The organism is Thermocrispum sp., assembly GCF_002919275.1.
In the GTDB taxonomy this organism is placed as follows: domain Bacteria; phylum Actinomycetota; class Actinomycetes; order Mycobacteriales; family Pseudonocardiaceae; genus Thermocrispum; species Thermocrispum agreste.
Window position 1 is genome coordinate 37065 of sequence record NZ_PKFA01000002.1, and the last position, 24882, is coordinate 61946.

Annotated in this window: 19 protein-coding genes; 8 read left to right on the top strand and 11 right to left on the bottom strand. The window is 68.1% G+C overall.

Annotated features, from left to right (window positions below):
• The first annotated feature begins 4 nt into the window (after positions 1 to 4).
• From CXP56_RS00355 to CXP56_RS00370, 4 genes are all read left to right on the top strand, one after another.
• Positions 5 to 3919: a DNA-directed RNA polymerase subunit beta' gene (locus CXP56_RS00355; RefSeq protein WP_286899021.1), complete on the top strand. Its 3915-nt coding sequence runs from the start codon at positions 5 to 7 to the stop codon at positions 3917 to 3919.
• 294 nt (positions 3920 to 4213) lie between these two features.
• Positions 4214 to 6037 carry a helix-turn-helix domain-containing protein gene (locus CXP56_RS00360; RefSeq protein WP_286899024.1) on the top strand — a complete coding sequence of 608 codons (1824 nt, stop codon included), beginning with the start codon at positions 4214 to 4216 and terminating at the stop codon, positions 6035 to 6037.
• Between the two features lie 65 nt (positions 6038 to 6102).
• Positions 6103 to 6891, top strand: coding sequence for a 3-hydroxybutyrate dehydrogenase (locus CXP56_RS00365; RefSeq protein ID WP_286899029.1), 789 nt, complete (start codon positions 6103 to 6105; stop codon positions 6889 to 6891).
• A gap of 28 nt (positions 6892 to 6919) precedes the next feature.
• Positions 6920 to 8281 (top strand): MFS transporter, encoded by a 1362-nt coding sequence (locus tag CXP56_RS00370; RefSeq protein ID WP_286899031.1) that lies wholly within the window; start codon positions 6920 to 6922, stop codon positions 8279 to 8281.
• Positions 8282 to 8455: 174 nt separating this feature from the next.
• Here the strand turns inward: CXP56_RS00370 and CXP56_RS00375 are convergent, their stop codons facing one another.
• Positions 8456 to 8860: an SsgA family sporulation/cell division regulator gene (locus CXP56_RS00375; RefSeq protein ID WP_028847359.1), complete on the bottom strand. Its 405-nt coding sequence runs from the start codon at positions 8858 to 8860 to the stop codon at positions 8456 to 8458.
• Positions 8861 to 8902: 42 nt separating this feature from the next.
• On the bottom strand, positions 8903 to 9400 hold the full coding sequence (locus CXP56_RS00380) for a hypothetical protein (protein ID WP_156899164.1): 498 nt from the start codon (positions 9398 to 9400) through the stop codon (positions 8903 to 8905).
• Positions 9401 to 10301: 901 nt separating this feature from the next.
• On the opposite strand from CXP56_RS00380, the gene CXP56_RS00385 reads away from it, so the two are divergent.
• A complete protein-coding gene (locus tag CXP56_RS00385; RefSeq protein WP_051310087.1) occupies positions 10302 to 11633 on the top strand; it encodes an MFS transporter in 1332 nt (443 codons plus the stop codon).
• A 253-nt stretch (positions 11634 to 11886) separates the two neighbouring features.
• Here the strand turns inward: CXP56_RS00385 and CXP56_RS00390 are convergent, their stop codons facing one another.
• From CXP56_RS00390 to CXP56_RS00410, 5 genes are all read right to left on the bottom strand, one after another.
• Entirely contained in the window at positions 11887 to 12132 is a 246-nt protein-coding gene (locus CXP56_RS00390) for a hypothetical protein (RefSeq protein ID WP_028847356.1), read from the bottom strand.
• Between the two features lie 245 nt (positions 12133 to 12377).
• On the bottom strand, positions 12378 to 13169 hold the full coding sequence (locus CXP56_RS00395) for a hypothetical protein (protein WP_156899162.1): 792 nt from the start codon (positions 13167 to 13169) through the stop codon (positions 12378 to 12380).
• Between the two features lie 129 nt (positions 13170 to 13298).
• Complete coding sequence (locus CXP56_RS00400; RefSeq protein WP_028847354.1) at positions 13299 to 13904, bottom strand: hypothetical protein; 606 nt, start codon at positions 13902 to 13904, stop codon at positions 13299 to 13301.
• 27 nt (positions 13905 to 13931) lie between these two features.
• Positions 13932 to 15476 (bottom strand): putative T7SS-secreted protein, encoded by a 1545-nt coding sequence (locus tag CXP56_RS00405; RefSeq protein ID WP_051310086.1) that lies wholly within the window; start codon positions 15474 to 15476, stop codon positions 13932 to 13934.
• Positions 15476 to 15838 (bottom strand): WXG100 family type VII secretion target, encoded by a 363-nt coding sequence (locus CXP56_RS00410; RefSeq protein ID WP_051310085.1) that lies wholly within the window; start codon positions 15836 to 15838, stop codon positions 15476 to 15478. Before CXP56_RS00410 ends, CXP56_RS00405 begins: the two co-directional genes overlap by 1 nt.
• Before the next feature lie 187 nt (positions 15839 to 16025).
• On the opposite strand from CXP56_RS00410, the gene CXP56_RS00415 reads away from it, so the two are divergent.
• A complete protein-coding gene (locus CXP56_RS00415; protein WP_028847353.1) occupies positions 16026 to 16874 on the top strand; it encodes a hypothetical protein in 849 nt (282 codons plus the stop codon).
• 206 nt (positions 16875 to 17080) lie between these two features.
• A complete protein-coding gene (locus CXP56_RS00420) occupies positions 17081 to 17668 on the top strand; it encodes a DUF3558 domain-containing protein (protein ID WP_028847352.1) in 588 nt (195 codons plus the stop codon).
• A gap of 200 nt (positions 17669 to 17868) precedes the next feature.
• Here the strand turns inward: CXP56_RS00420 and CXP56_RS00425 are convergent, their stop codons facing one another.
• Positions 17869 to 19017, bottom strand: coding sequence for an acyl-CoA dehydrogenase family protein (locus CXP56_RS00425; RefSeq protein WP_028847351.1), 1149 nt, complete (start codon positions 19015 to 19017; stop codon positions 17869 to 17871).
• 205 nt (positions 19018 to 19222) lie between these two features.
• Here CXP56_RS00425 and CXP56_RS00430 point away from each other — a divergent pair, with 205 nt between their 5' ends.
• Positions 19223 to 20536 carry a citrate synthase gene (locus CXP56_RS00430; RefSeq protein ID WP_286899049.1) on the top strand — a complete coding sequence of 438 codons (1314 nt, stop codon included), beginning with the start codon at positions 19223 to 19225 and terminating at the stop codon, positions 20534 to 20536.
• Between the two features lie 89 nt (positions 20537 to 20625).
• On the opposite strand, the gene CXP56_RS00435 is transcribed toward CXP56_RS00430, so the two are convergent.
• The 3 genes from CXP56_RS00435 to CXP56_RS00445 all read right to left on the bottom strand — a co-directional run bounded on the left by CXP56_RS00435 (position 20626) and on the right by CXP56_RS00445 (position 24720).
• Complete coding sequence (locus CXP56_RS00435; RefSeq protein WP_028847349.1) at positions 20626 to 21846, bottom strand: ABC transporter permease; 1221 nt, start codon at positions 21844 to 21846, stop codon at positions 20626 to 20628.
• Positions 21839 to 22762 carry an ABC transporter ATP-binding protein gene (locus CXP56_RS00440; RefSeq protein ID WP_286899053.1) on the bottom strand — a complete coding sequence of 308 codons (924 nt, stop codon included), beginning with the start codon at positions 22760 to 22762 and terminating at the stop codon, positions 21839 to 21841. The genes CXP56_RS00435 and CXP56_RS00440 overlap by 8 nt, the downstream gene beginning before the upstream one ends.
• Before the next feature lie 332 nt (positions 22763 to 23094).
• On the bottom strand, positions 23095 to 24720 hold the full coding sequence (locus tag CXP56_RS00445) for a long-chain fatty acid--CoA ligase (protein WP_286899054.1): 1626 nt from the start codon (positions 24718 to 24720) through the stop codon (positions 23095 to 23097).
• Positions 24721 to 24882 lie beyond the last annotated feature (162 nt).

Sequence of the window (24882 nt, forward strand, 5' to 3'; positions counted from 1 at the left end):
ACGCGTGCTGGACGTCAACTACTTCGATGAGCTCCGCATCCGCCTGGCCACCGCCGACGACATCCGCCAGTGGTCCTACGGCGAGGTGAAGAAGCCGGAGACGATCAACTACCGCACCCTCAAGCCGGAGAAGGACGGGCTGTTCTGCGAGAAGATCTTCGGCCCGACCCGGGACTGGGAGTGCTACTGCGGTAAGTACAAGCGGGTCCGGTTCAAGGGCATCATCTGCGAGCGGTGCGGCGTCGAGGTGACTCGCGCCAAGGTGCGCCGCGAGCGGATGGGCCACATCGAGCTGGCCGCACCGGTCACGCACATCTGGTACTTCAAGGGTGTGCCGAGCCGCCTCGGCTACCTGCTGGATCTGGCGCCGAAGGATCTGGAGAAGATCATCTACTTCGCCGCCTACGTGATCACCAGCGTGAACACCGAGCTGCGGCACAACGACCTGCCCACGCTGGAGAACGAGATCAACGCCGAGCGCAAGGCGATCGAGCAGAAGCGCGACGCGGAGATCGAGGAGCGGGCGCAGAAGCTGGAGGCCGACCTCAAGCAGCTGGAGGAAGAGGGCGCCAAGGCCGACGTCCGGCGCAAGGTGAAGGAGGCCGGCGAGCGCGAGATGCGGCAGATCCGCGACCGCGCCAACCGGGAGCTGGACCGCCTCGAGGAGGTCTGGAACACCTTCACCAAGCTGGAGGTCCGGCAGCTCATCGTGGACGAGAACCTCTACCGTGAGCTGCACGAGCGGTACGGCGAGTACTTCACCGGCGGCATGGGCGCCGAGGCGATCCAGAAGCTGTGCGAGGACTTCGACGTCGACGCCGAGGCGGAGAAGCTGCGGGAGATCATCCGCACCGGCAAGGGACAGAAGAAGCTGCGCGCGCTCAAGCGGCTGAAGGTGGTCAACGCCTTCCAGCAGACCGGCAACGACCCGCGCGGCATGGTGCTGGACGCCATCCCGGTCATCCCGCCGGACCTGCGCCCGATGGTGCAGCTGGACGGTGGCCGGTTCGCCACCAGCGACCTGAACGACCTGTACCGCCGGGTGATCAACCGGAACAACCGGCTCAAGCGGCTGATCGATCTCGGCGCGCCCGAGATCATCGTGAACAACGAGAAGCGGATGCTGCAGGAGGCGGTCGACGCGTTGTTCGACAACGGCCGCCGCGGCCGTCCGGTCACCGGGCCGGGCAACCGTCCGCTGAAGTCGCTGTCCGACCTGCTCAAGGGCAAGCAGGGCCGGTTCCGTCAGAACCTGCTCGGCAAGCGGGTCGACTACTCCGGCCGTTCGGTCATCATCGTCGGTCCGCAGCTGAAGCTGCACCAGTGCGGTATCCCGAAGGGGATGGCGCTGGAGCTGTTCAAGCCATTCGTGATGAAGCGGCTGGTGGACCTCAACCACGCGCAGAACATCAAGTCCGCCAAGCGGATGGTGGAGCGGCAGCGTCCGCAGGTGTGGGACGTGCTGGAAGAGGTCATCGCCGAGCATCCGGTGCTGCTGAACCGTGCGCCGACGCTGCACCGGCTGGGTATTCAGGCGTTCGAGCCGCAGCTGGTGGAGGGCAAGGCCATCCAGCTGCACCCGCTGGTGTGCGAGGCGTTCAACGCCGACTTCGACGGTGACCAGATGGCGGTGCACCTGCCGCTGTCCGCCGAGGCGCAGGCCGAGGCGCGCATCCTGATGCTGTCGGCGAACAACATCCTGTCGCCGGCGTCGGGTCGCCCGCTGGCCATGCCGCGGCTGGACATGGTGACCGGCCTGTTCTTCCTGACCAAGATGGTCGAGGACGAGCCGGGCGCGGGCAAGGCGTTCTCCTCTCCTGCCGAGGCCATCATGGCCTACGACCTGAAGGAGATCGGCCTGCACGCCCCGGTGAAGATCCGCATCTCCGACCGGCAGCCGCCGAAGGAGCTGGAGGCCAAGCTGGCCGAGGAGGGCTGGGAGCCGGGCAAGCCGTGGCTGGCCGAGACCACGCTGGGCCGGGTGCTGTTCAACGACCTGCTGCCGCCGGACTACCCGTTCGTCAACGAGGTGCTGCCGAAGAAGGCCCAGGCCAAGATCGTCAACGACCTGGCCGAGCGGTACTCGATGACGCAGGTGGCGCAGACGCTGGACAAGATCAAGGACGCCGGCTTCTACTGGGCCACCCGCTCCGGGGTCACGCTGTCCATCTCGGACGTGCCGGTGCCGGACGAGAAGCAGCAGATCCTGGAGACCTACGAGGCCAAGGCCGCCCAGGTGGAGCGGCGGTACCAGCGCGGTCAGCTGTCCCACGCGGAGCGGAACAACGAGCTGGTCAAGGTGTGGACCCAGGCCACCGACGAGGTCGCCCAGGTCATGGAGGACAACCTGTCGGAGGACAACCCGATCGCGGTGATCGTGAAGTCGGGTGCGGCGGGCAACATGACCCAGGTGCGGTCGCTGGCCGGTATGCGTGGTCTGGTGTCCAACCCGAAGGGTGAGTACATCCCGCGCCCGATCAAGTCGAACTTCCGTGAGGGCTTGTCGGTGGCGGAGTACTTCATCGCCACCCACGGTGCTCGGAAGGGTCTGGCCGACACGGCGCTGCGTACCGCCGACTCGGGTTACCTGACCAGGCGTCTGGTGGACGTCTCGCAGGACGTCATCGTGCGCGAGGCGGACTGTGGCACCAACCGCGGCATCGAGATGGCCATCGGGCACAAGACCCCCGACGGCCAGATCGTCCCGGCCGAGCACGTGGCCACGTCGGTGTACGCCCGCAACCTGGCCGAGGACGCCACGGACGCGGACGGCAACGTGGTGGTCAACCGCGGTGACGACCTGGGTGACCCGGAGATCGAGAAGCTGCTCAGCCTGGGCATCACCAAGGTCAAGGTGCGCAGCGTGCTGACCTGCGAGTCGGCCATGGGCGTGTGCGCGATGTGCTACGGCCGCTCGATGGCCACCGGCAAGCTGGTGGACGTCGGCGAGGCCGTCGGTATCGTCGCCGCCCAGTCGATCGGTGAGCCGGGTACGCAGCTGACCATGCGTACGTTCCACCAGGGTGGCGTCGCCGGTGACGACATCACCACCGGTCTGCCGCGTGTCCAGGAGCTGTTCGAGGCGCGGACCCCGAAGGGCAAGGCGCCGATCGCCGAGTGCGACGGCCGGATCCGCATCGAGGAGTCCGACCGGTACTGGAAGATCACCATCATTCCGGACGACGGCTCCGAGGAAGTGGTGCTGGACAAGCTGTCCAAGCGGCAGCGCCTGGCCATGGGCCCGAACGGTCCGCTGCAGGACGGCGACCACGTCACGGTGGGTCAGCTGCTGCTCGAGGGCACGCCGGACCCGCACGAGGTGCTGCGCGTGATGGGCCCGCGCCAGGCCCAGATGCACCTGGTGGAAGAGGTGCAGAAGGTGTACCGGGCGCAGGGTGTGTCCATCCACGACAAGCACATCGAGATCATCGTGCGGCAGATGCTGCGCCGCGTGACGGTCATCGACTCCGGCGACACCGACTTCCTGCCCGGCGAGCTGCCGGAGCGGACGAAGTTCGAGGCGGTCAACCGGCAGACGGTGGCCGAGGGCGGCCAGCCGGCCTCGGGTCGTCCGGTGCTGATGGGTATCACGAAGGCGTCGCTGACCACGGACTCGTGGCTGTCGGCCGCCTCGTTCCAGGAGACCACCAGGGTGCTGACCGACGCCGCGATCAACGGCAAGTCGGACAAGCTGGTCGGTCTGAAGGAGAACGTGATCATCGGCAAGCTGATCCCGGCCGGTACGGGCATCAACCGGTACCGCAACATCGAGGTGCAGCCGACGGAGGAGGCGCGGGTCGCGGCGTACTCGATCCCGTCCTACGACGACGGCTACTACGGCACCGACATGTTCGGTTCCACCGGCAGTGGTGTCGCGGTGCCGCTGGACGACTACGACTTCGGTCGCGACTTCCGCTGACCGAGCGTCACGTCACGAAGGGCCCGGGGCGAACCCGGGCCCTTCGTCGTGTTGGGGGCCGTTGTCGTCTCGGGTTCTGTGTCGTGTTGGGGGCCGTTGTCGTCTCGGGCCCTGCGTTGTGTTCGGGCCGCTTTCGCCGCCTGTTTCCGTGCGGCCGGCCCAGACCCGTCCGATCCGGGAACGGATGGCTGGGGGTGAGCACGCGCGTTGCGGCAGACGCCCGCGCTAGGCCGGAGCGGTGGCCTTTTTTCCGAACCCTCGCTCGATCGGGGGATCTCGCCCTAGCCTGCTCGGATGACCGCACGGACGTTTCTCGACTTGCTGTACGAGCAGGCTCCCCGGGAGGAGTTCGAGCGGCTGGTCGTCGACGCCGAGCAGCGTGGTGACCCGGCGGCGGCGCGGCTGCGGGAAATGCTGCCGCGTGCCCTGCACGTCCGCGACACCCTGGAGCGGCAGCGCAAACGGGAGGCCCAGCTGTCCGCGTTGTACGAGACGGCCAACGACCTCACGGCCATCCGCGACCTGAACCAGATCCTGCGGGCAATCGTGCGCCGGGCACGGCAGCTGCTCGGTACCGACATCGCCTACCTGGGCCTCAACGTGGAGTCGGAGGGTGCGGCCTACATCCGCGTCACCGAGGGGTCGGTCTCCGACGCGTTCGCCAACCTGCGGCTGCCGCTGGGCACCGGGCTGCTCGGCCTTGTCGCCCAGACCGGCCAGCCGTACGCCACACCGGACTACCACGCCGACGATCGCTTCGAGCACCGCCCGTACATCGACGAAGCCGTCGCTGACGAGAGCATCCGCGCGATCCTCGGCGTGCCCATGACGGTCAGCGGGCGCGTCATCGGCGCCCTGCTGGCGGCGAACCGCACCCCTCGGCCGTTTCCGGCGGAGGAGGTGCAGCTGCTGTCGTCGTTCGCCGCGCATGCCGCGATCGCGCTGGAGAACGCCCGGCTGTTCGAGCAGGTCATGCAGACCAACAAGCGGCTTCGCGAGCATTCGGCGGCAGTGGAGATGGCCGCCGATGTGCACGACAAGCTCACCGGGGTGCTGCTGCGCGGCGGCGACTCCAACGACGTGGCAGGCGTGCTGAGCGAAGCGCTGGACGCGAAGGTCGAGGTGTGCGAGCCCGACGACCCGCAGATTCCTGCCGAGTCGGTGCACGAGGCACGGGCCACCGGTCATGCGGTGCAGCTGACCGGCGGGCAGTGGATCGCCGCGGCCACCGCGGGCGGTGACCACCTCGCCACCTTGCTGGTCAACGGCCGGCCCGGCCTCGATCTGGCCGAACAGCGAACGCTCGAGCGCGGTGCCATGGTGACCGCGCTGCTGCGCATGGTGTTGCGGGCGGTGGCCGAGGCCGAGGACCGAGTGCGCGCCGACCTGCTCGACGACCTTCTGGCCGAGCCTCCCGCCGATCCGGCGCTGCTCCGCGTCCGGGCGCGCAGGCACGGTGTCCGGGTCGACGAGCCGATGGTGCTGGCGGTGGTGGACGTCGGCGACGCCGACCGTACCCGCGCGCAGCGGGAGGCCGCCCGGCTCGCCGCCCAGTCCGGCGGTTTGTCCGGCACCCGTCAGGGAAGCATGGTCCTTGCCCTGCCCGGTGACGACGCCTTGCGCGTGGGCGGCACGATTCAGCAGCGGCTGGGTCCGGTCACGGTGGGGGTGGCAGGTCCGGTCACCACGGTGACGGCGTGGGCAGGTGCCTATCGCGAAGCCCGGCAGTGCGAGCGTGCCCTGCTCGCCCTCGGCCGCGCGGGGCAGGTCGCCGACCAGGCGCATCTGGGGTTCGCCAGGCTGCTGCTCGGCCATTCCGGCCCCGCGGAGCTGGACGACTTCATGCGCCAGACGATCGGTCCGCTGCTGGACTACGACCAGGCGCGCGGCACCGAGCTGGCCGCCACCCTGGACTGCTGGTTCGAGGAGTCCGGCAGCGCGACCGCGGTGAGCAGGAGGCTGCACATCCACCCGAACACGGTGGCGCAACGCCTGGACCGGATCACCACGTTGCTCGGCCACGGGTGGCGGGAACCGGCGCGCGTGCTGGATCTTCGGCTGGCGCTACGGCTGTGGCGGCTGCGGGAATCGTTCGACGATGGGGTCGGACCCCACTGATCAGCGAATTCTGTGTGTCGGCGGCACATGGCCGCCGTTGGGTGATCTCCGTAGCCTTCCCAGCCATGACGGCCGAGGTACCCGCCAACGATGTCGAAGCCCCCGTAGCCGACCTGTCCGGTCACCGTGCCCTGGTGACCGGCGCCGCCAGCGGTATCGGCCGCGCGTGCGCGGAAGCCTTCGCCGCAGCCGGTGCCGAGGTGGTCGTGGTCGATCGCGACGCGGACGGTGCCCGCGCGGTCGCCGACGCCGTCGGCGGCGAACCGGTCGTGGCCGACCTGGCCGAGAGGGACGTGGTGGCGGAGCTCCCGCTGGACGGTGTCGACGTGGTGATCAACAACGCCGGATTCCAGCACGTCGCCCCGGTGCCGGAGTTCGAGCCCGCGGTGTTCGGCTCGATGTTGCGGGTGATGGTGGAGACCCCGTTCGCGCTGGCCCGGGCGGTGCTGCCGGTCATGCAACGGCGCCGCTGGGGCAGGTTCGTGCACATCTCCAGCGTGCACGGGCTGCGGGCCTCCGCCTTCAAGGCCGGCTACGTCACCGCCAAGCACGCGCTGGAAGGGCTGTCCAAGGTGCTGGCCGTGGAGGGTGCCCCGCACGGCATCACCTCCAACACGATCTGCCCCGGGTATGTGCGGACCCCGCTGGTGCAGCGGCAGCTGGCGGACCAGGCCCGCACCCACGGGATCCCGGAAGAACAGGTGCTGGACGACGTGCTGCTGGCCCGCACGCCGGTGAAGCGGCTGGTCGAACCCGCCGAGGTGGCCAGGCTGGCGGTGTTCCTGTGCGGGCCCGGCAGCGCGTCGATGAGCGGTTCCTCCTACGAGATTTCCGGCGGCTGGACCGCCACCTGACACCACGGCAGACGAGAAGGGATCGGCTATGAGTACGGCGAGTACGTCCAGGCCCGGCCAGCCCGACCGCACCGGAATCGGCAAAGTCGTCGGCGCCAGCATGATCGGCACCACCATCGAGTGGTACGACTTCTTCCTGTTCGGGTCGGCGGCCGCGCTGGTCTTCGGTGACGTGTTCTTCGCCGAGGAGATCGGCGGTACCCAGGGCACGCTGTACGCGTTCATGGTCTACGCCCTCGGCTTCATCGCCCGGCCGCTGGGCGGCATCGTGTTCGGGCACTTCGGCGACCGCCTCGGCCGCAAGAAGATGCTGGTGCTCAGCCTGCTGCTGATGGGCGGCGCGACGTTCGCCATCGGCGTGCTGCCCACCTACGCCCAGGTCGGTGTCCTCGCGCCGGTGCTGCTGGTGGCCTGCCGGCTGATCCAGGGCTTCGCGGTCGGTGGCGAGTGGGGCGGCGCGGTGCTGATGGCCGCCGAGCACGGGCACAACCAGCGCCGGGGTTTCTGGACCTCGTTCGTGCAAGGCGGGGTGCCCGCGGGCAACCTGCTCGCCGCGGGCGTGCTGTGGATTCTGCAGGGCACGCTCAGCGAAGACCAGTTCCAGTCATGGGGATGGCGGGTGTCGTTCCTGCTCAGCGCCGTGCTGGTGGTCGTCGGCCTGTGGGTGCGGCTGACCATCGAGGAGTCGCCGGTCTTCGCCGCCACCCAGGCCAAGCTGGCCGAACGCGCCGAGCGCAGCCACCAGCCGCTGCTGGAGGTCGTCAAGCACTACCCGAAGGAGATCCTGCTGGCCATGGGCATGCGGCTGGCGGAGAACATCTCGTACTACATCTTCACCGTCATCTCGATCAGCTACCTGAAGGACTACCTGGACACCGACGGCAGCATCGGCACCCAGGCGGTGCTGATCGGGTCCGCGGTGCAGGTGGTGCTGATCCCGCTCATCGGGCTGGCCTCCGACCGGTTCGGCCGCAAGCCGTTCTACCTGGCCGGGGCGGCAGGTGTGGGCGTGTGGACGTTCGTGTTCTTCGGCATGTTGGACACGCTGTCCGGGGGCACGGTGGCGCTGGCGGTGACCATCGGCCTGCTGTTCCACGGGCTGATGTACTCGCCGCAGGCGGCGTTCTTCTCCGAGCTGTTCGGCACCAGTGTGCGCTACTCCGGCGCCTCCATCGGCTACCAGCTGGCTTCGGTGCTCGCGGGCGCGCTCGCCCCGATCATCGCCATTGCGCTGCTGGGTGACGTGAACGACCCGAACCAGGCCGCGGTGGGCATCTACGTGGCGATCGCTTCGGCGCTGACGATCATCGCGGTGCTGCTGTCCCGGGAGACCCGCGGCCAGTCGCTGGAGCACGACCGTGCCCTGCAGGCCGCCACTGTGTCGAGCTGAGCGCAGTGTCCTGTCACCGGACCCCGGGAGTCGGGAGGTGTCCCGGGGTCGTGGTGTGCCGGGTGGTCGTCACCGGACGGTGTAGCGGAGCCGTGCAGGCCCGGTCGGTTCGGATGACGGGTCGTCGGCTGCCCGGACCGAGGTCCGGCCGTCACGAGTGCGGCTCGCCCGGTGTCAGACGTCGGTGATCTGGGCCAGCAGCGCGTCGATGTCGAAGAACTCTTCCTCGCGGCCTTCCGGCACCAGCTGCAGCGTCATCTCGACGAACTCCTCGGCCTCGGTGCGGTCGAGGAACCACGAGGCGCGGCCCTGGTCGGACTCGACCTGCATCAGCAGCAGCTTGTCCCCTTCGTCCTCGAACGGAACGAACCGCACGTCGCCGATGCCCGCGGGGCCGTGCAGCCCCGCGATGAGCAGGTCGCGGGCGAAGACCCATTCGACCCAGCGGTCCTGGCCCGCTTGGAAGGCGACGGTGACCGAATACGGCTCGTCGGCACGGTAGGACCACCGGGAGAGCACCGGGGTGTGCTCGCTGAGCAGGTTGATGTACCGGTCCTGTCGCACGGAGTTGGCGGGCATCGTCGCGCCTCCTGTTTCTTCTTCGTGCAGGCTTCTTGCTGGCTACACGGATGAGACGCGCGACCATGACGCTTCGGTGGCAAACATCAGCCGATTCGGTGTTTCCCGTCGCACAGGTGTAACGGCGCAGGTCAGCGCGACGATGGCGGCTCCGGGCGGCCGTCGGGGCCGACCCCGTGGAGCGGGACCCCGTGGTGCGGGAGGGGAGCGCACCCGCGCCAGGAAGCGTTCCGCCTCCAGCGGTGGCGTGAACGTCCGCCACGCTTCGGCCGGGATGGTCGCGGCCAAGCGGATCGGGCTCCCGATGCTCATCCGCATGTCGGCCACGGTCAGCCTCGCCGCTCGCCTGACCCACAGCACCCCTCGGTAGATGAGGAAGTGCCGGACGCGCAGCCACGGGTCGGTCATGAACACTCGGTGGACCTCCGGAGTGATGGCGGCGCGGGTGAATTCGGGGTCTTCCGCGGCGACCAGGTGCCGGAATCCGGGAACCCGCTCCAGCTCGTCGGGGTCGAGCGCGGATACCTCGCGTGGCTTCATGTACGCCATGTGGCGGCGGCTCGCGGCGAGCGAGCTGAAGTCCGGTCGGATCATCACCGCGGACACGGCATTTGGATCCAATGCCGGACCTGTTCCCAATACCGAAACCGGGACAACCGGTAGGTCGGCGTGGTCTTGGTCATACCGTCCACGAACTGAATCCCGGGGACGGGGTGGCCGAAACGCTCGGTTTCGACCGCGAGTTCGAAGGCGGCCCGGGGATCGTCATGACGGACGATCCCTGCGGGGATGGCAGCAGGCCGAAGCTCGAGGCTGTCCTTCGCCGTTCTGCGCCACGACACCGGTCTTGCCTGCCCAGCGGCTCATCTAGAGCTTCTGCTGCTGGTGCCGGACGAACCAACCACGATGCCGGCCGTCGGGATGGGGAGTGAGCCACGCCCACGGTCCGCGAACGTTCCGTAGGTGAGCATGTACACGGTGGCCGTCGTCGCGGCGAACCCGCTGATGCTGAGGAAGATCTCTTGCGTCGACGGGGCCGGATCCGGGACGCCAGCAGCAACCCGAGCGCAAGCGCGTAGCCGCCCCAGATGATGACGGCGTCGATGGGCGAGAACTTCACAGTTGCAGGATTACCCGGCTGCTTCCTGTGTACGTCGACTTCGGCGAGAAGCCCGAACTGACGTGACCCGCGTGCAGCTGCTGATGGTGTCGTGGGAAGGCAGCGTCACCTCGGTGACGTCACCGGTTCGGTGCAAGGACACCGTCCGTGGGATCAGCCGGTCCTGCCCGGGTGGCTGGAGCAAGGAGGAGCGCAGTGCTGACGATCGACCGCTGAAGTCTCGGACTTGGTGCAGAAGGCCAACCAGGCAACCGCGGATGTGGTGCAGGCCTCGGTCACGTGAGTGGGGCATCGAGCAGACCGTGAGCTAGCCTAACGATTATGGCGACGGGCACCCGGCGTGTGTCCCGGGTGCGCTCTGCGCTGGCCCGGGCGGTGATCGACACCCGGCCGCTGCGCGTACCGCAGTTTCGCTGGCTGTGGTTCTCCACCGTGGCGACCGCCGTCGGCAGCCAGCTGACCGCGGTCGCGGTGCCGAAGCAGATCTACGACATCACCCAGTCGTCCGGCTGGGTCGGGGTCGCGGGCGGCGTCGGGCTGGTTCCGCTCCTGGTGTTCGGGTTGTGGGGCGGGGCGATCGCCGACGCGGTCGACCGGCGCACGGTGATGCTGGTCAGCAACCTCGGCATCGCGGTGACTTCTGCCTTGCTGTGGGCGCAGGCGGCATGGCGTCTCGACTCGGTCGCGGTCGTGCTCGTGCTGCTCGGCCTGCAACAGTCGTTCGTGGCGGTGAACATGCCGACACGCTCGGCGGCGATCGCGCGCCTGGTGCCCATCGAGCTGGTGCCGACCGCCAACGCACTGAACTTCACCACCTCGACGTTCGGCATGGTCTTCGGCCCGCTGTTGGCCGGTGCGCTCATCCCGGTGCTCGGGCTGCCGACGCTCTACCTGATCGACACCATCGCGTTGGCGATCGCCGCGGTGATGGTCTGGCAGCTCCCCCGCATGCCGCGTGCCGCGGAGGCCACCGGGCGTGCCGGGCTTCGCGACATCGCCGACGGCCTGCGCTACCTCGCTGCGCGCAAGCTGCTGCTGGTGTCGTTCCTGGTGGACATCGTGGCCATGGTCGCAGGCATGCCGCGGGCGCTGTTCCCGGAGATGGCCGAGCGCACCTTCGGCGATCCGCCGGGTGGTGGGGCGGCGCTTGGCTGGTTGTTCGCCGCGATCCCGCTGGGTTCGGTGGTGTTCGGGCTGTTCTCCGGCTGGTTCTCCCGGATGGCCCGCGCCGGGGCGGTCATCACCGTGGCGGTCGTCGCCTGGGGCCTGATGATGGTGGGCTTCGGGCTCGCGCCCACGTTGTGGCTGGCGGTGGTGTTCCTTGCCCTCGGGGGTGGTGCGGACCTGGTGAGCGCGGTCCATCGCAGCGCGATGCTGCAACTCGAGGCCACCGACGAGATGCGCGGCCGCATGCAGGGCGTTTTCACCGTGGTGGTCGCGGGTGGCCCGCGGGTGGCCGACCTCGTGCACGGCTGGGGCGGCGCCGCCGTCGGACCCGCGATGGCCAGCGCCGTCGGCGGTGTGCTGGTTGTGCTCTTGACGGTGGCGATCGTCGTCTGGGTGCCCGGCTTCTGGCGTTACCGGACTCCCGCCGCCGCTGCTTCCGCTCCGCCGTCCGATGCTGTGGAGCAGCGCGATCCGGCGAAGACGTGAGTCATCCCAGCGATCAGCTGAAGATGTCGATGAAGTACTCGCGCGAATCCCAGCGGTCCAGGTGACCGACGAAGGTCAGATGCTCTCTCCGGCAGGAGAGGTGGATCGTCTTCGTCTCGGTGATCTGCCCGTTGTGGCGGGGTGATCAGGCCGAGCGCTGCCGGGTCGTCGGAAAGCTGAGCCGGTGTGTGTTCCTTGAGGTGGTCGGCGAGCTCTTGGGTGAGCCGGCGGACGTCCGCTTCGCTGCGGGTGGTCACCACGGTAAGCGTGTCGACGTGCTTGTTTTCCGGCATGGCCGGATCACGTCGACCCGGCCCTGCTTCCCGGGCGATCGGCGGCGGATGGCCCCGACGATCCACTGGACGAGGAGTTCGCAGCCGAGCAGGACGGCCAGGACGACCATCACCACGAGCCGGATGGCCAGCTCCACCAGGGTGAGGAGGAGCAGCACGATCCCCAGAGTCGGGTACAGCGCGAACAAGACGGTGCCGAACGGCAACAGTGCCCAGCTGCGCCCGTCGGGCAGCCGGTCTCAGGAGATGCGCCGCCAGCCGGAGGGGTACTCCCGCATGCTGTCGTCCGGCGATGCCGGTCGCGGTGCAGGCCGTTTCGGGGTGACTTCGGTGTAGCGGCGGTTCCTCAGCCAGAGGATGCCAAAGGCTGCGTGCGCCGCTGCCATGGCGAGATGCGGTGTTCGATCTGCCATTTCGCCCCGCAGAGTCGGCCGTAACAGCGTCGGTCGGCTCATATGGATCTTGATCTCAAGAACCAGGCTCGCGTGCCGTCGCGGTCCAGCTTCCCGGCAAGAGTGACGTATCCCTTTCCCCCGCCAAGGTGCACGGTTTTCCTGTCGGTGATCCACCCATGATGGTGGGCGATCAGGCTGCGCGCACCCGGATCGTCGACCAGATCCACAGGTGCATGGTGGATGAGGTAGGCGGCCAGTGCTTGGGTGAGGTTGCGTGCTTCGGGTTTGCTCTGCGTAGTGACGACCCAAAGGGTGGCGATGCACTCGTTCTCCGGCACGGTCCGGAGCACGTCGACCCGTCCTGGCCGGTGCGGTGTGAGCATGCGTATGGCACCGACGACCCACTGAATCACGATCTCGACGGCGGCGAAGATCGAGACGACCAGCGCGAGGGAGAACCGGATGGTTCCTTCGACCACGGTGAGGACGATCAAGAAAGCAGCGTAGACGCAGGCCAGAACGGCCACCAGCGCGGCAACGGTGATGGCCACCAAGATCGACTTGAGGTCGTCCGACGACTCCTCCTTCGGCTCCTTGGTTGCCTCGTCGTCCTTGCGGCTGGCTGGGGTGTCGCCCTTGTCCGGGGGCGGTGGTGCTGGGCGCTTCGGTGTGACCTCGCTGTAGCGGCGTGGCGCCCACCAGACGATCGCGATCGGCTGAATGAGGCGTCGCCAGGGCGCGATGCGGTACTCGACCTGCCACTCGACGTTTGCCGGGTCCTTGATCTTCAAGGCGGGTCGGAACAGCGTCGGTCGACGGGCTCGCTGTGGTTGCTGCGTGGTGGTCATGGCTGTGTCTGCTGATCGATGTGGTCGGCCGTCAATGACGAGATGGGTCCACCGGTCACGGGAAAACCCCGTTCCGCGCCATGCCGCAAGAGCGTCGGCCGGCGGATTCTCGTGGTTGCCGTGTGGTGGTCATTCCTCGTCCCAGGAGAACGTCTGGAATATCTCTTTCGCCAGGCCGGAAACGTGGGCCCAGTCCTCCGCGTTGTTGCTGCTGACTTCGATCACAGCGGTCTGCGGCAGGTTCGGGGAGGGGATCCAGGCGCTGAGGCTGCGGGAAGTCACCGTCACCGGGCCAGCCGGGGTGTCGTGCCGTGACGAGTGGGCTGTCTCCACCAGAACGGCTTGTCCGGCAGGCAGGGTCACCCGTCGGACGTCGTCGAACTTCTTCGCCGCGGAAAGCTTCTCGACCGACTCCAGGGCCTCGGTGACAGCGGAATGGCCGGTCTCTTCCAGATACGTGCTGACCAGGACCATGACCGGCCGAGAAGCTTCCGGCGAGCGATAGATGGCCGCCGAGACGTGAGCCGACCCGGTCACTCCCGCGGCCGCGCCGGTCGCGGCGAGCATGGCTGCTGTCTGCACGCTCCCCTCGGTGAGTTCAGCGGGGTTCTCGACACCGAGGGCCGCTTGCCACTCGTGGGCGAGCTGGATCAGCCGGTCTACCGACGGGGTACGTTCTCTCGGCAGTTCGACGAAACCTGCCGGCAACGTCACCGAACAGCTGGCGGATTCCATGCAATCGTTCCGTTCTCGATCGTGCCGTCAGCTTCTTTCCACCTTGTTGTCAGGCGAGTCAAGCGCCTCCCTCAGGCTGTCTCGGATCGGGTCGCCCACCTGTTCCCGGAGCTCTTTCTTGAGTGGATCGACGATGTGCTCCTGGAATTTCTCTTTGAGGGGATCCACCACATGTTCCTCGATCTTTTCTTTGGCGAAGTCTTTGACTTCGTCCATCGCCATGTCTTTCAGCGTTCCATAAGTGGCGCCGACAAGACTTCCCGCTGTGGTGTCAGGGTTGACGTTCGCCTTGATGCCTATCCGGTTCAGGTGCTTGTTCAGGCTTGCGACGTTGTCCAGGTGCGACTGTCGCGCGGTGTCGTGAATGATTTCAGATACTTTCCCTTTGCTGAGGTTTCGTGCCAGGTCATTGATGTTCGAGTAGTCGGCGGGCTGGATCTTCTTCAAGCCGACTTTTCGGAGGGTGTTCTTGACGGCCGTGTAGGCAGCGTCCTCGACCGCGTCTTCCACGGCGGTTTGCAGGCCTGAGATGGTTCGGCGGATGGTGCCACGGTTGGCCCACTTCACCGTCTTCGCGCCGGCCGTGCCGGTGTTGCCGAGCTTGGCGAACTTGCCGAGTTTTCCGCCCGGGAACGCGCCGAGCGCGTCCATCCCGATGTCGGCCCAGGAGACGTTCGCGCCTCCCGCCTTGGCGAGCAGTCTCGTTCCGGCAGCGGCGGCACTGAGGCCGGCAGCTGCCGCGGCCGTGACCGCGTTCACGCCCGGGATGAAGGCCGTGGCCAGGGCGAGTGCGCCCGCGACATCGGAGAGAAACGACAGGCAGTCGCCGATCTTGGCCAGTACGTCCGAGACGTCCGAGAGGAAGTCTCCGATGGCGTCGCCGATGTCGGAGAAGAAGTTTCCGATGGACTCGAGGATGCCGCTGACGTCGATCCATGGCAGGTCCGGGGCGATCTCCCGTGCCCGGTCGAGGGCGGCCGCCACGCGGATCGCCTCGTGGTCGTGCTGTTCGCGCAGTTGCTCGGCTCGGCGGCGGATGTCCTCCAGGTTCGCCCGGGCTCTTTCCAGCTCCGCCTGGGCGGCGTAGAGCCGTCGCTGCGCATTCTCCAGCTCCGGGCCGAGTTCGAAGATCTGGTCGACCAGGCCGAGGTCGGGATTCGCCTCCGCGCGGATGAGGTTGGCCATCGCCTTCGCCGCCTCGGCCTCCAACGACGCCGCTTTCCGCTGCATCTCGCCGAGGTCCTGTGCCCAGCCGGACAATGCCGAGGACGCGTCGTTGAAGGAGCTGTTCGCTTTGTCCAGATACTCCGGGAGTTCTTCGACGGTGTTCGCGAAGGCTTGCGCAGCCGTCCCGGTCCAGATTCCTTCCGATTTCCCCAGATTCTTCAGGTCCGTGTACGCCTCGCCCAGATCGCGAGCGATGTCCGAAAGGCAGTCGGCCAGAGTGTTGATCCGTTCGATGCTGCCGGGTGCCGGGTCGAATCCGAGCGCGAGAAACCCGGGCCGATCGATGTTGCCGGGTGCCGGGTCGGAGCCGAACGTGGAATCGAACATGGGATTCAGCTCCGCCATCACTCCCCCTCCAACCGGCGGGCGATGATCGAGTCGCCCGGGTCCGGGCCGGCACCTGCGACGTAGCCCTGCTGGCCCCCGCCAAAGGTGTCGCGGATGCTCTCGTCCAGCTCGCGGTAGACCCGGATCGCCTTCCGCAGGCCTTCGACGATGTCCCCGGTGAGGTCGCCGATCTCGTCGATGCCGTCTTCCCAGTCGTCCTGGAACGCCTCGGCCGCCCGGTCCAGCCGGGGATGCCCCAGGTCGGAGCAGCTGGCGTCGCGCAGCCGGTCGGTGGCCCTGGTCATGCGCTCCTCGGCGTGCTCCAGGGTGTGTGCCAAATGGCGTACTTCGGACAAATCGATGCTGAATCCGCCAGCCATCGGTAGTACCCCCTCGTTCTCCCTGCGCGCGAGAACAACACACGGCGAAAGCGCGTGCAACCGAATCCGGCGAAGTCAGCCCATCAGGTTCATCACATCCCGGCCGGGTCGACTCAGCGTGGTTCAGCCACGGTCACGCGGGGAAAAATCGGTCGGACGACGGTTCGATTCTTCGGATACTGAACGAGTGAAGCGCGAACAAGCGGAGTACGAGTGGACGGCCTACCCGTTCGGGTTGAAGGCCTCATGGCGCCTGGTGCTCGGCGTTCCGCGGCGCGTGGTCGACGCGGTGCGGTGGAACCGCAGTGTCATCCCGACCTGGCGTAGCTACGTCGTGGCCGGCCTTGTCGGCTTGGTGCTGGGGCTCGCCCTGTACTTCGCGTTCGCGTGGCCATGGTGGCCGTTCCCGGTCGCTGCGCTCGTCGTCACCGCGATCGCGTTCGCCGCGACCGCATTGACTTCGCCCGCAGCGCGCAGCAACACGGCAAGGGACCTCCGCGAGGCCGTGACGATCTCACCCGAACGTGCCTACCTGCGTCGTCGGCTGGACCAGGTGAAGCCGTACCTCAAGGCCGATGTGCCGATCTACGGCCTGCAGCCGGAATGGCAGGGCCTGCGGTATTTCGGTCTGTTGGAGGACGACGGTCGCCAGTTCGCCGGCTGGGGATTGACCCATCGGCTCGAGGACCCCGCGGAGCCGGAGCTCGAGGTGATCACGTACCGGACGCCGGTGTCGCGTGGCGAAGCGGTCGTCGAGGTCGCGGCGTCGGGTGATGACGACTTCGACGACCTGCTCGAGCGGTCGGAGGGGCAGTGGCGGACCCTCGTGGTGACGGTCGACGGCGAGGCGAGTGAGTTCTCCCTGCTGGCCCACCAGGACGAGTGGTGGGCGTATCGCACCATTGGCGGGCGGGGCGTCCTGCTGCACGGCATGCAGGGCTATCCGCGAGAAGGCATCGAACTCGCCCGCGTCCAGGACTTCACCCCCTACCTCGACGGCCACGTCGAGATGCTTCGCCGGCTCGGCACGGCGTAGTTCGGGTGGTTCGGCCATTGGACGATCGCGTCGTCCCGCGTGTTGGCGATCGGAAACGTTTCCCGGTCACCAGTGGCGTGTGGGAACCCGGGGCGGAAAGGCGTCGTCGGACCGAGTGCACAGTTCACGAACGGGGCATGATGAAACTGCGGTGGTCATGGCATCCAGCTGACCGTTGTTCGTGGTCGCGGTGGGTTGCACCTTTCGTGTTGGGGCTGGCTGTTCTGGCGGGGTGTTCCGACGGCGGTGCGCATGGCGAGGTCGATCCGCTCGACGCGCCGGAGGTCACGACGCCGCTCGATCCGGCGGATTTCACGGACAACCCGTGTCGTCTGGTCCCGGAAGAAGTGTTGCGGGAAAACGAATTGTCGCCGGAGGGGAAGCCGAACCCGGACTACAGTGAAGATCTCGGGAAGTTCGAGAAGTTCAAGGCGCCGGGGTGCACGTGGAACGCCGAAGGGCTTCGCGTGTACTTCGTGACCCTCCGAATCAGGGACTACTCCGACTCCACCTACAAAGGAATCGCAAACGCCTACCACGGTAAGCAGACCGGCTGGTATCACGACGTGCGGCCATGGCAAGTGCCTGGGCGGCCAGGCAATCCCGCGGTCGTGGCGCAGGATCTCGAGGACGAATCGTCGTGCAAGGCGATTGTCGGGCTGACCAAGGACCTCGCCCTGGAGTTCTTGCTCTTGGATGCGCACAACGACGTCGGCGGGTGTGACCGCACCAAGAGCCTTGCCGAGGCAGCCGTCAAGACGCTGGTCGAACACCACGAAAAGAGCGGCACGTAGCGCTGAGTCGTCGGCTCCTACCGGGCCGCAGCCGGTGGCAGCGCAGGTAGGCGGGCGATCCGAGCATCATCGCGCAGGCCGGGCCGCCGTGCCCGCGCGCGATGCCGGAGTCGGCGGGCGTCCTGGCTTGTCGACGGGACGCGCCGTCCTTGGGGTGGCGCGTCCCACCGGCGGCTGTCCCATCCGCAAGACGGGCAGGCTCACGACGACTTCCGCAGCTCTCGCGCGATCACCAGCCGCTGGATCTGGTTGGTGCCCTCGAAGATCTGCGGCACCTTCGCCTCCCGCATGTACCGCTCCACCGGGAAGTCCCTGGTGTAGCCGGCGCCGCCGAGGATCTGCACCGCGTCGGTGGTGACCTTCATGGCGTTGTCCGTGGCGATCAGCTTCGCGATCGCCGCCTGCCGCGCGAACGGCATGCCTCGGTCCCTGCGGCGGGCCGCATCGAGGTAGGTCGCCCGCGCCGACTCCACCGCGGCGGCCATGTCCGCCAGCATGAACTCCACGCCCTGGAAGTCGATGATCGGCCGGCCGAACTGCGTGCGCTCCTTGGCGTACGCCACCGCTTCGTCCAGCGCCGCCTGGGCGAGGCCGACCGCGCACGCGGCGATCCCCAGCCGTCCGGACGCCAGCGACTCCAGCGCGATGCGCAGCCCCTGCCCCTCGTCGCCGATGCGCCGCTCCACCGGGACGCGCGCGTCGTCGAAGATCATTTGGGCAGTCGTGGAGGCCGTCATGCCCATCTTCTTCTCGGGCTCGGCCGCGCTCAGCCCTTCCGTCTCGGCGTCCACCAGCAGGCACGTGATGCCTTTGCCGCCGTCCGGGGAGGTGCGGACCATCGTGGTGTAGAAGTCCGCTTCGCCGCCGTGCGTGATCCACGCCTTCGTGCCGTTGATCACATATTCGTCCCCGGAGTGAACTGCTCTGGTGGACAGCGCTGCGGCGTCGGAACCGGCGTGCGGCTCCGACAGCGCATACGCGCCGAGCAGGTCACCGCCCAGCATGGCCGGCAACCACTTGTCACGCTGTTCATCAGTCCCGTAGTGCGCGAGGGCGTAGCACGACATGGTGTGCACGGACAGCCCGACGCCCACCGACATCCACGCCGTGGCGATCTCCTCCAGCACCTGGAGGTACACCTCGTACGGCACGTCCCCGCCGCCCCAGCGCTCCGGGTAAGGCAGTCCGAGCAGGCCAGATTTGCCCAGCAGCCGGAACTGCTCGCGCGGGAACCTGGACTGTTCCTCGTACTCGGCGGCCAGCGGGGCCAACTCCTCGCGGGCGATCTCCCGCGCCAGCGAGACCAAGTCCTCGGCCTCGGTGGAAGGCAGCAGACGCTCGGCAGGCATGGCGCTCCCTTGCGACTTCATGCGAACAGCTGGTCGCTAAAGACTACCGAGCGCCCCTGTCCCAAGACCTAGTGGACGACAGAGTGAGTTGTCTCACCCGATCGGATCGTGATCGTGGTGACGGATAGTCGTCGGCGTGCTGCGGGGATCGGCGATGTTCAGCTAGGTTAGGGCCGAATCCCCAATCCACGTGAGAGGACCACCCATGTCCGACGCCGCAGCCAAGCCGAGCAGCGAAGAGACAGCGACGCTGCGTGTACCGGGTGGCGAGCATGTCATGAACATCGTGCCGGCTACCGAAGGCGCGTCCGGCATCGAACTTGGCAAGCTGCTGGCCTCCACCGGGTACATCACCCTGGACCCCGGCTTCGTTAACACCGGGGCGGCATCGTCGGCGATCTGCTACATCGACGGCGAGGCGGGGATCCTGCGCTACCGCGGTTACCCGATCGAGCAACTCGCCGAGCAGTCGACGTTCATGGAAGTGTCGTACCTGCTGATCTACGGCGAACTTCCGACCAGGGAGCAGCTCGACGCCTTCACTGACCGGGTTCGGCGGCACACGTTGCTGCACGAGGATCTGAAGCGGTTCTTCGACGGCTTCCCGCGCGACGCGCACCCGATGCCGGTGCTGTCCAGCGCGGTGTCCGCGCTGTCGACCTTCTACCAGGACTCGCTCGACCCGTTCGACGCCGAGGCCGTGGAGCTGTCCACGGTGCGCCTGCTGGCGAAGGTGCCGACGCTGGCGGCTTACTCGTACAAGAAGTCGATCGGGCAGCCGTTCCTCTACCCGGACAACTCGCTGAGCCTGGTGGAGAACTTCCTCCGAATGACGTTCGGGCTGCCTGCCGAGCCCTACGAGCCGGACCCCGAGGTGGTCAAGGCGCTGGATCTGCTGTTCGTCCTGCACGCCGACCACGAGCAGAACTGCTCGACGTCCACCGTGCGCCTGGTGGGTTCGTCCGAGGCGAACTTGTTCGCCAGCATCTCGGCGGGCATCAACGCGCTGTTCGGTCCGCTGCACGGCGGGGCGAACCAGGCGGTGCTGACCATGCTGGAGGGCATCCGCGACGAAGGCGGCGATGTCGACCAGTTCGTCACCCGGGTGAAGAAGAAGGAAAAGGGCGTGCGCCTGATGGGCTTCGGCCACCGGGTGTACAAGAACTACGACCCGCGCGCCAAGATCATCAAGCGGACCGCGGACGAGATCCTCAACAAGCTCGGCAAGAGCGACGAGCTGCTGGACATCGCCGTCCGGCTGGAGGAGCGCGCGCTGTCCGACGAGTACTTCATCGAGCGCAAGCTGTACCCGAACGTCGACTTCTACACCGGCCTGATCTACCGGGCGCTCGGCTTCCCGACCGAGTACTTCACCGTGCTGTTCGCCCTCGGGCGGCTGCCCGGCTGGATCGCGCACTGGCGGGAGATGATGAGCGACCCGGCACGCAAGATCGGCAGGCCCCGGCAGGTCTACACCGGCTACGGCCTGCGCGACTACGTGCCCATCGACCAGCGCTGATCGGCGCGAACAGCGCACACCCAGCCGATGCGTCACGGCCCGCGGCGCCCGAGTGGCCCGCGGGCCTTCGTCGTTCGGCCGTGTCCCGTTCAGCGGGTTCCGCGCAGCGCGTCCCGCACCCGCATGCGGCTTCCGGTGTGCAGCACCGCATTGTGATACACCCGGCCGCCGAGCCAGGTCAGCGCCACCACGGCGGCAAGCGTGACGATCAGCGACAGGGCGATCTCCCACCCGGCGACCTGGCCTGCGGTGATCCGCCCCGGCATGATCACCGGCGACAGCAACGGCACGTGCGACAAAGCCGCCACACCCGTGCCGTCCGGGTTCTGCAGCATCAGGTTCAAGCCGACCACGAAGCCCAGCGTCAGCACGATCGTCACGGGCGTGACGACGGACTGTACGTCCTCCTGCCGAGAGACCAGCGAGCCGGCCGCAGCGAACAACGTGGCGTACAAGAAGAAGCCGACCACGTACCAGACCACACCCCAGATCAGGGCGCCGATGGCGACACCGGACAACGTCACCACACCGCTGGCGACGGCCATGACCAGGCCGACGCCGGCGACGATCACCAGCTGCGCCAGCCCGACCAGCCCGATCCCCACGACCTTCCCCAGCAGCAGCTGCCACGGCTGCACGGTGGCCAGCAGGATCTCCACCACCCGGCTGGCCTTCTCCTCGACCACCCCCTGGGCGACCATGGTCCCGTACGTGCTGATCGCCATGAACAGCAGGAACACCATGATCAGGCCGATGCCGAGCCGCTGGCCGTGTTCCGCGCCGGCCGGCGCGACCGTGGTCACCTCGACGTCCGCCTGGCTTGCCTGGGCGAGCACCGCCCGCGGATCGGTCACCCCGGCCTTGGCCAGTTCCCCGGTGAGGATCTGCTGCCGGGCGATGTCGATCAACACGGCACGCAGGCGGTCGTCGAGCTCGGAGCGCACCAGCACCTCGGGTTCGGCCGGGTTGCCGAACACCACCGCGTCCAGCTCGTCGGCCTCCAGCTTGGCGCGCGCCGCCGTGCGGTCGCCGACCTGGGTGGTGTGCACTTCGAGCCCGACCGCCTTCCCGGCGACCTGCAACGGTCCGGCGATGCTGGTGGCCTGGCCGGTCAGGCCGACGTCGACCCGGTGCGCGTCGCTGAACAGGGACGCTTGCAGCAGCAGGTAGCCGGCCAGCACGGCGATGATCACCGCGGTCGACATCACGAACGACCGCGTGCGCAGCCGGGTGTCGATCTCGCGTTGCGCGACGAGCCGGACCGCGGTCGCCGGTGCGACCTCGGTGTGCGAGCGGGCCAGTTCACGCATGACGACTCCCACCGCCGTCCTCGGTCACCACGGCGCGGAACAGCTCCACCAGCGACGGCCGGTGCCTGGTGAATCCGGTGACCGGCCCGGTGGCCAGGGCGGCATGCAGCACGGCCTGATCGTCGGCACCCGGGGCCAGCCGCAGCACGGTCCGCGGCCCTTCCTCCGCGACGACCGTCACGCCGGGCAGGTTGGCGGCCCAGCCGGGCTCCGCCTGCGGTGCGACCACCTCGAGCTCGGCACCCGCCGAGGCGGTCAGTTCCTCGACCGATCCGACCGCCACCATGTGGCCGCCCGCGATGATGCCGATCCGGTCGCACAACCGCTCGACCAGATCGAGCTGATGGCTGGAGAAGACGACCGGCACACCGCGCGCGGCCTCTTCCCGCAGCACGTCGCTCATCACGTCCACCGCGACCGGATCCAGCCCGGAGAACGGCTCGTCGAGCACCAGCAGGTCCGGCTCGTGCACCAGGGCGGCGGCCAGCTGCACTCGTTGCTGGTTGCCGAGGCTCAGCTTCTGCACCTCGTCGCCGCGGCGGTGGTCCAGTCCGAGCCTGCCGAGCCAGCGCTGGGTGGCGGCCCGCGCGTCGACGCTGCTCAGCCCGTGCAGTTCGGCCAGGTAGACCAGGTGGTCGGCGACCTTCATCTTCGGGTACAGCCCGCGTTCCTCGGGCATGTAGCCGATGCGGGTGCGCACCTGCCGCGTGATCGGTGCGCCGCCGAAGGTGACCTCGCCGGCGTCCGGGTTGAGCACCCCGAGCACGATCCGCATCGTGGTGGTCTTGCCCGCGCCGTTGCTGCCGACGAACCCGAACAGCTCGCCCGGGCGCACCGTGAAGCCCACGTCCCGCAGGGCGACCACCTGTCCGAAGCGCTTGTGCAGCCCGCTGATGGCCAGCGTGTGCTCGGGCACGGCAACCTCCAGCTCCGCGGTGGGCCCAGGCGTGGACGGGGTTACGCGCGCAATGATCGCGTACCGTCGGTGGGTCGTCGTCGCCGGGTCGGTGCCATGCCTTCGCAATCAGCGGCTGGCGCGGCCGCAACCGGCCGAACCGGCGGTCGCGTCCGGGGCATGCGGGCCAGGTGCGACCGGTGGCTTCCCGGTGCGCGACCGGCGCAATTCACCATCGCGTTCGGCGCAGCGGCCTGCTGAGCCGTCCGGCGAACGGCGAGGGCCGAGCCGCCGTGCCGATCGCGCGACGACTCGGCCCTCGGCCGGAGTCGATGCACCCGCCGCCCGCGGGGCTACTTCACCGTCTCGACGGTCAGCTCCCCTTGTGCGTGCCGGGCGCGCAGCCGCTTCTTGTCGAACTTGCCGACCGAGGTCTTGGGCACCTCGTCGATGAACGTCCAGTACTCCGGCAGCTGCCACTTGGCCACCTTGTCGACCAGGAACTCGCGCAGCTCCGCGGCGGTCACCGACTGGCCTTCCTTGATCACCACGGCCACCAGCGGCCGCTCGTCCCACTTCTCGTCCGGGATGCCGACCACCGCGGCCTCGGCCACCGCCGGGTGCGCCATGACGTGGTTCTCCAGCTCCACCGACGAGATCCACTCGCCGCCGGACTTGATCACGTCCTTGGCCCGGTCGGTCAGCGTCAGGAAGCCGTCCGGGGTGATGTGCCCGACGTCGCCGGTGCGCAGCCAGCCGTCGTGGAACTTCTCCGGGTCCGGGTCGCGGTAGTAGGCGGCGGCGATCCACGGTCCGGCCACCTCGAGCTCGCCGACGCTCTTGCCGTCCCACGGCAGCTCCTTGCCGTCCGCGCCGATCAGCCTGGCCTGCACGCTGGCCGGGAAGCGGCCCTGGGTGTAGCGGTAGGCCCACTCCTGCTCGCCCGTGACGCCCCGCGGCGGCCGAGCCACGCTGCCCAGCGGCGACGTCTCGGTCATGCCCCAGGCGTGCACGACACGCACGTTGTGCTTCTCCTCGAACGCGTGCATCAGCGACGGCGGCACGGCCGAACCGCCCACCACGACCTCCCGCAGGTGGGAGATGTCCTGGGGATTCTGCTCCAGGTACTGCAGCAGGCCCTGCCACACGGTGGGCACCGCCGCGGCGAACGTCGGCTTCTCCGCCGCCAGGATCTTGGCGATCGGCTCGGGCTGCAGGAACCGGTCCGGCATGACCAGCGAGGCGCCCGACATGAACGCCGCGTACGGCAGGCCCCAGCTCATCGCGTGGAACTGCGGCACGATGGCCAGCGTCTTGTCCCGCTGGGACAGCGCCATGCCGTCGGTCATGCAGACCTGCATCGAGTGCAGCCAGATCGACCGGTGCGAGTACACCACGCCCTTCGGGTCGCCGGTGGTCCCGGACGTGTAGCACATCGCGGCCGCGGTGTTCTCGTCCAGCGACGGCCAGTCGAACTCCTCCGGCTGGGCGGCCAGCAGGTCCTCGTAACCGTGCACCTCGACGCCGTCCGGTGCCTGCACCGTGCTCGGGTCGCCGTTGGCCACCACCACGTGACGCACCGTGGTGAACTTCGGCAGCTGCTGGTTCAGCAGCGGCACCAGCGTCCCGTCGACGATGATCACGTAGTCCTCGGCGTGGTTGACCACGTAGATCAGCTGTTCGGGGAACAGGCGGATGTTCAGCGTGTGCAGCACCGCGCCCATCGACGGCACCGCGAGGTAGGCCTCGAGATGCTCGTTGTTGTTCCACATGAACGTGCCGACGCGCTGGTCGGAGTCCACCCCGAGGCTGCGTAGCGCGTGCGCCAGCTGAGCTGAACGGCGACCGATCTGCGCGTACGTCGCTACCCGAGACTCGCTGCCGGTCCAGGTGGCCACCGTGCTGCTGCCGTGCACGGTCGAGCCGTAACGCAGCAACTGTGCGATCGACAGCGGCACGTTCTGCATAGTTCCGAGCATCGGACTTGCCTCCCGAACGATCGTTTGTGTGCCGCGAGCCTAATCCCCGTCCCCCTGCCTCAAAAGGGGGGAAATCGCCCGGTCAGGCGGCCAAAACCGGTCGTGAGCATGGCGTGTCGGTTGCGCGGGTACCTGACAGGTGGCGTTTACTGGGGGAACGCA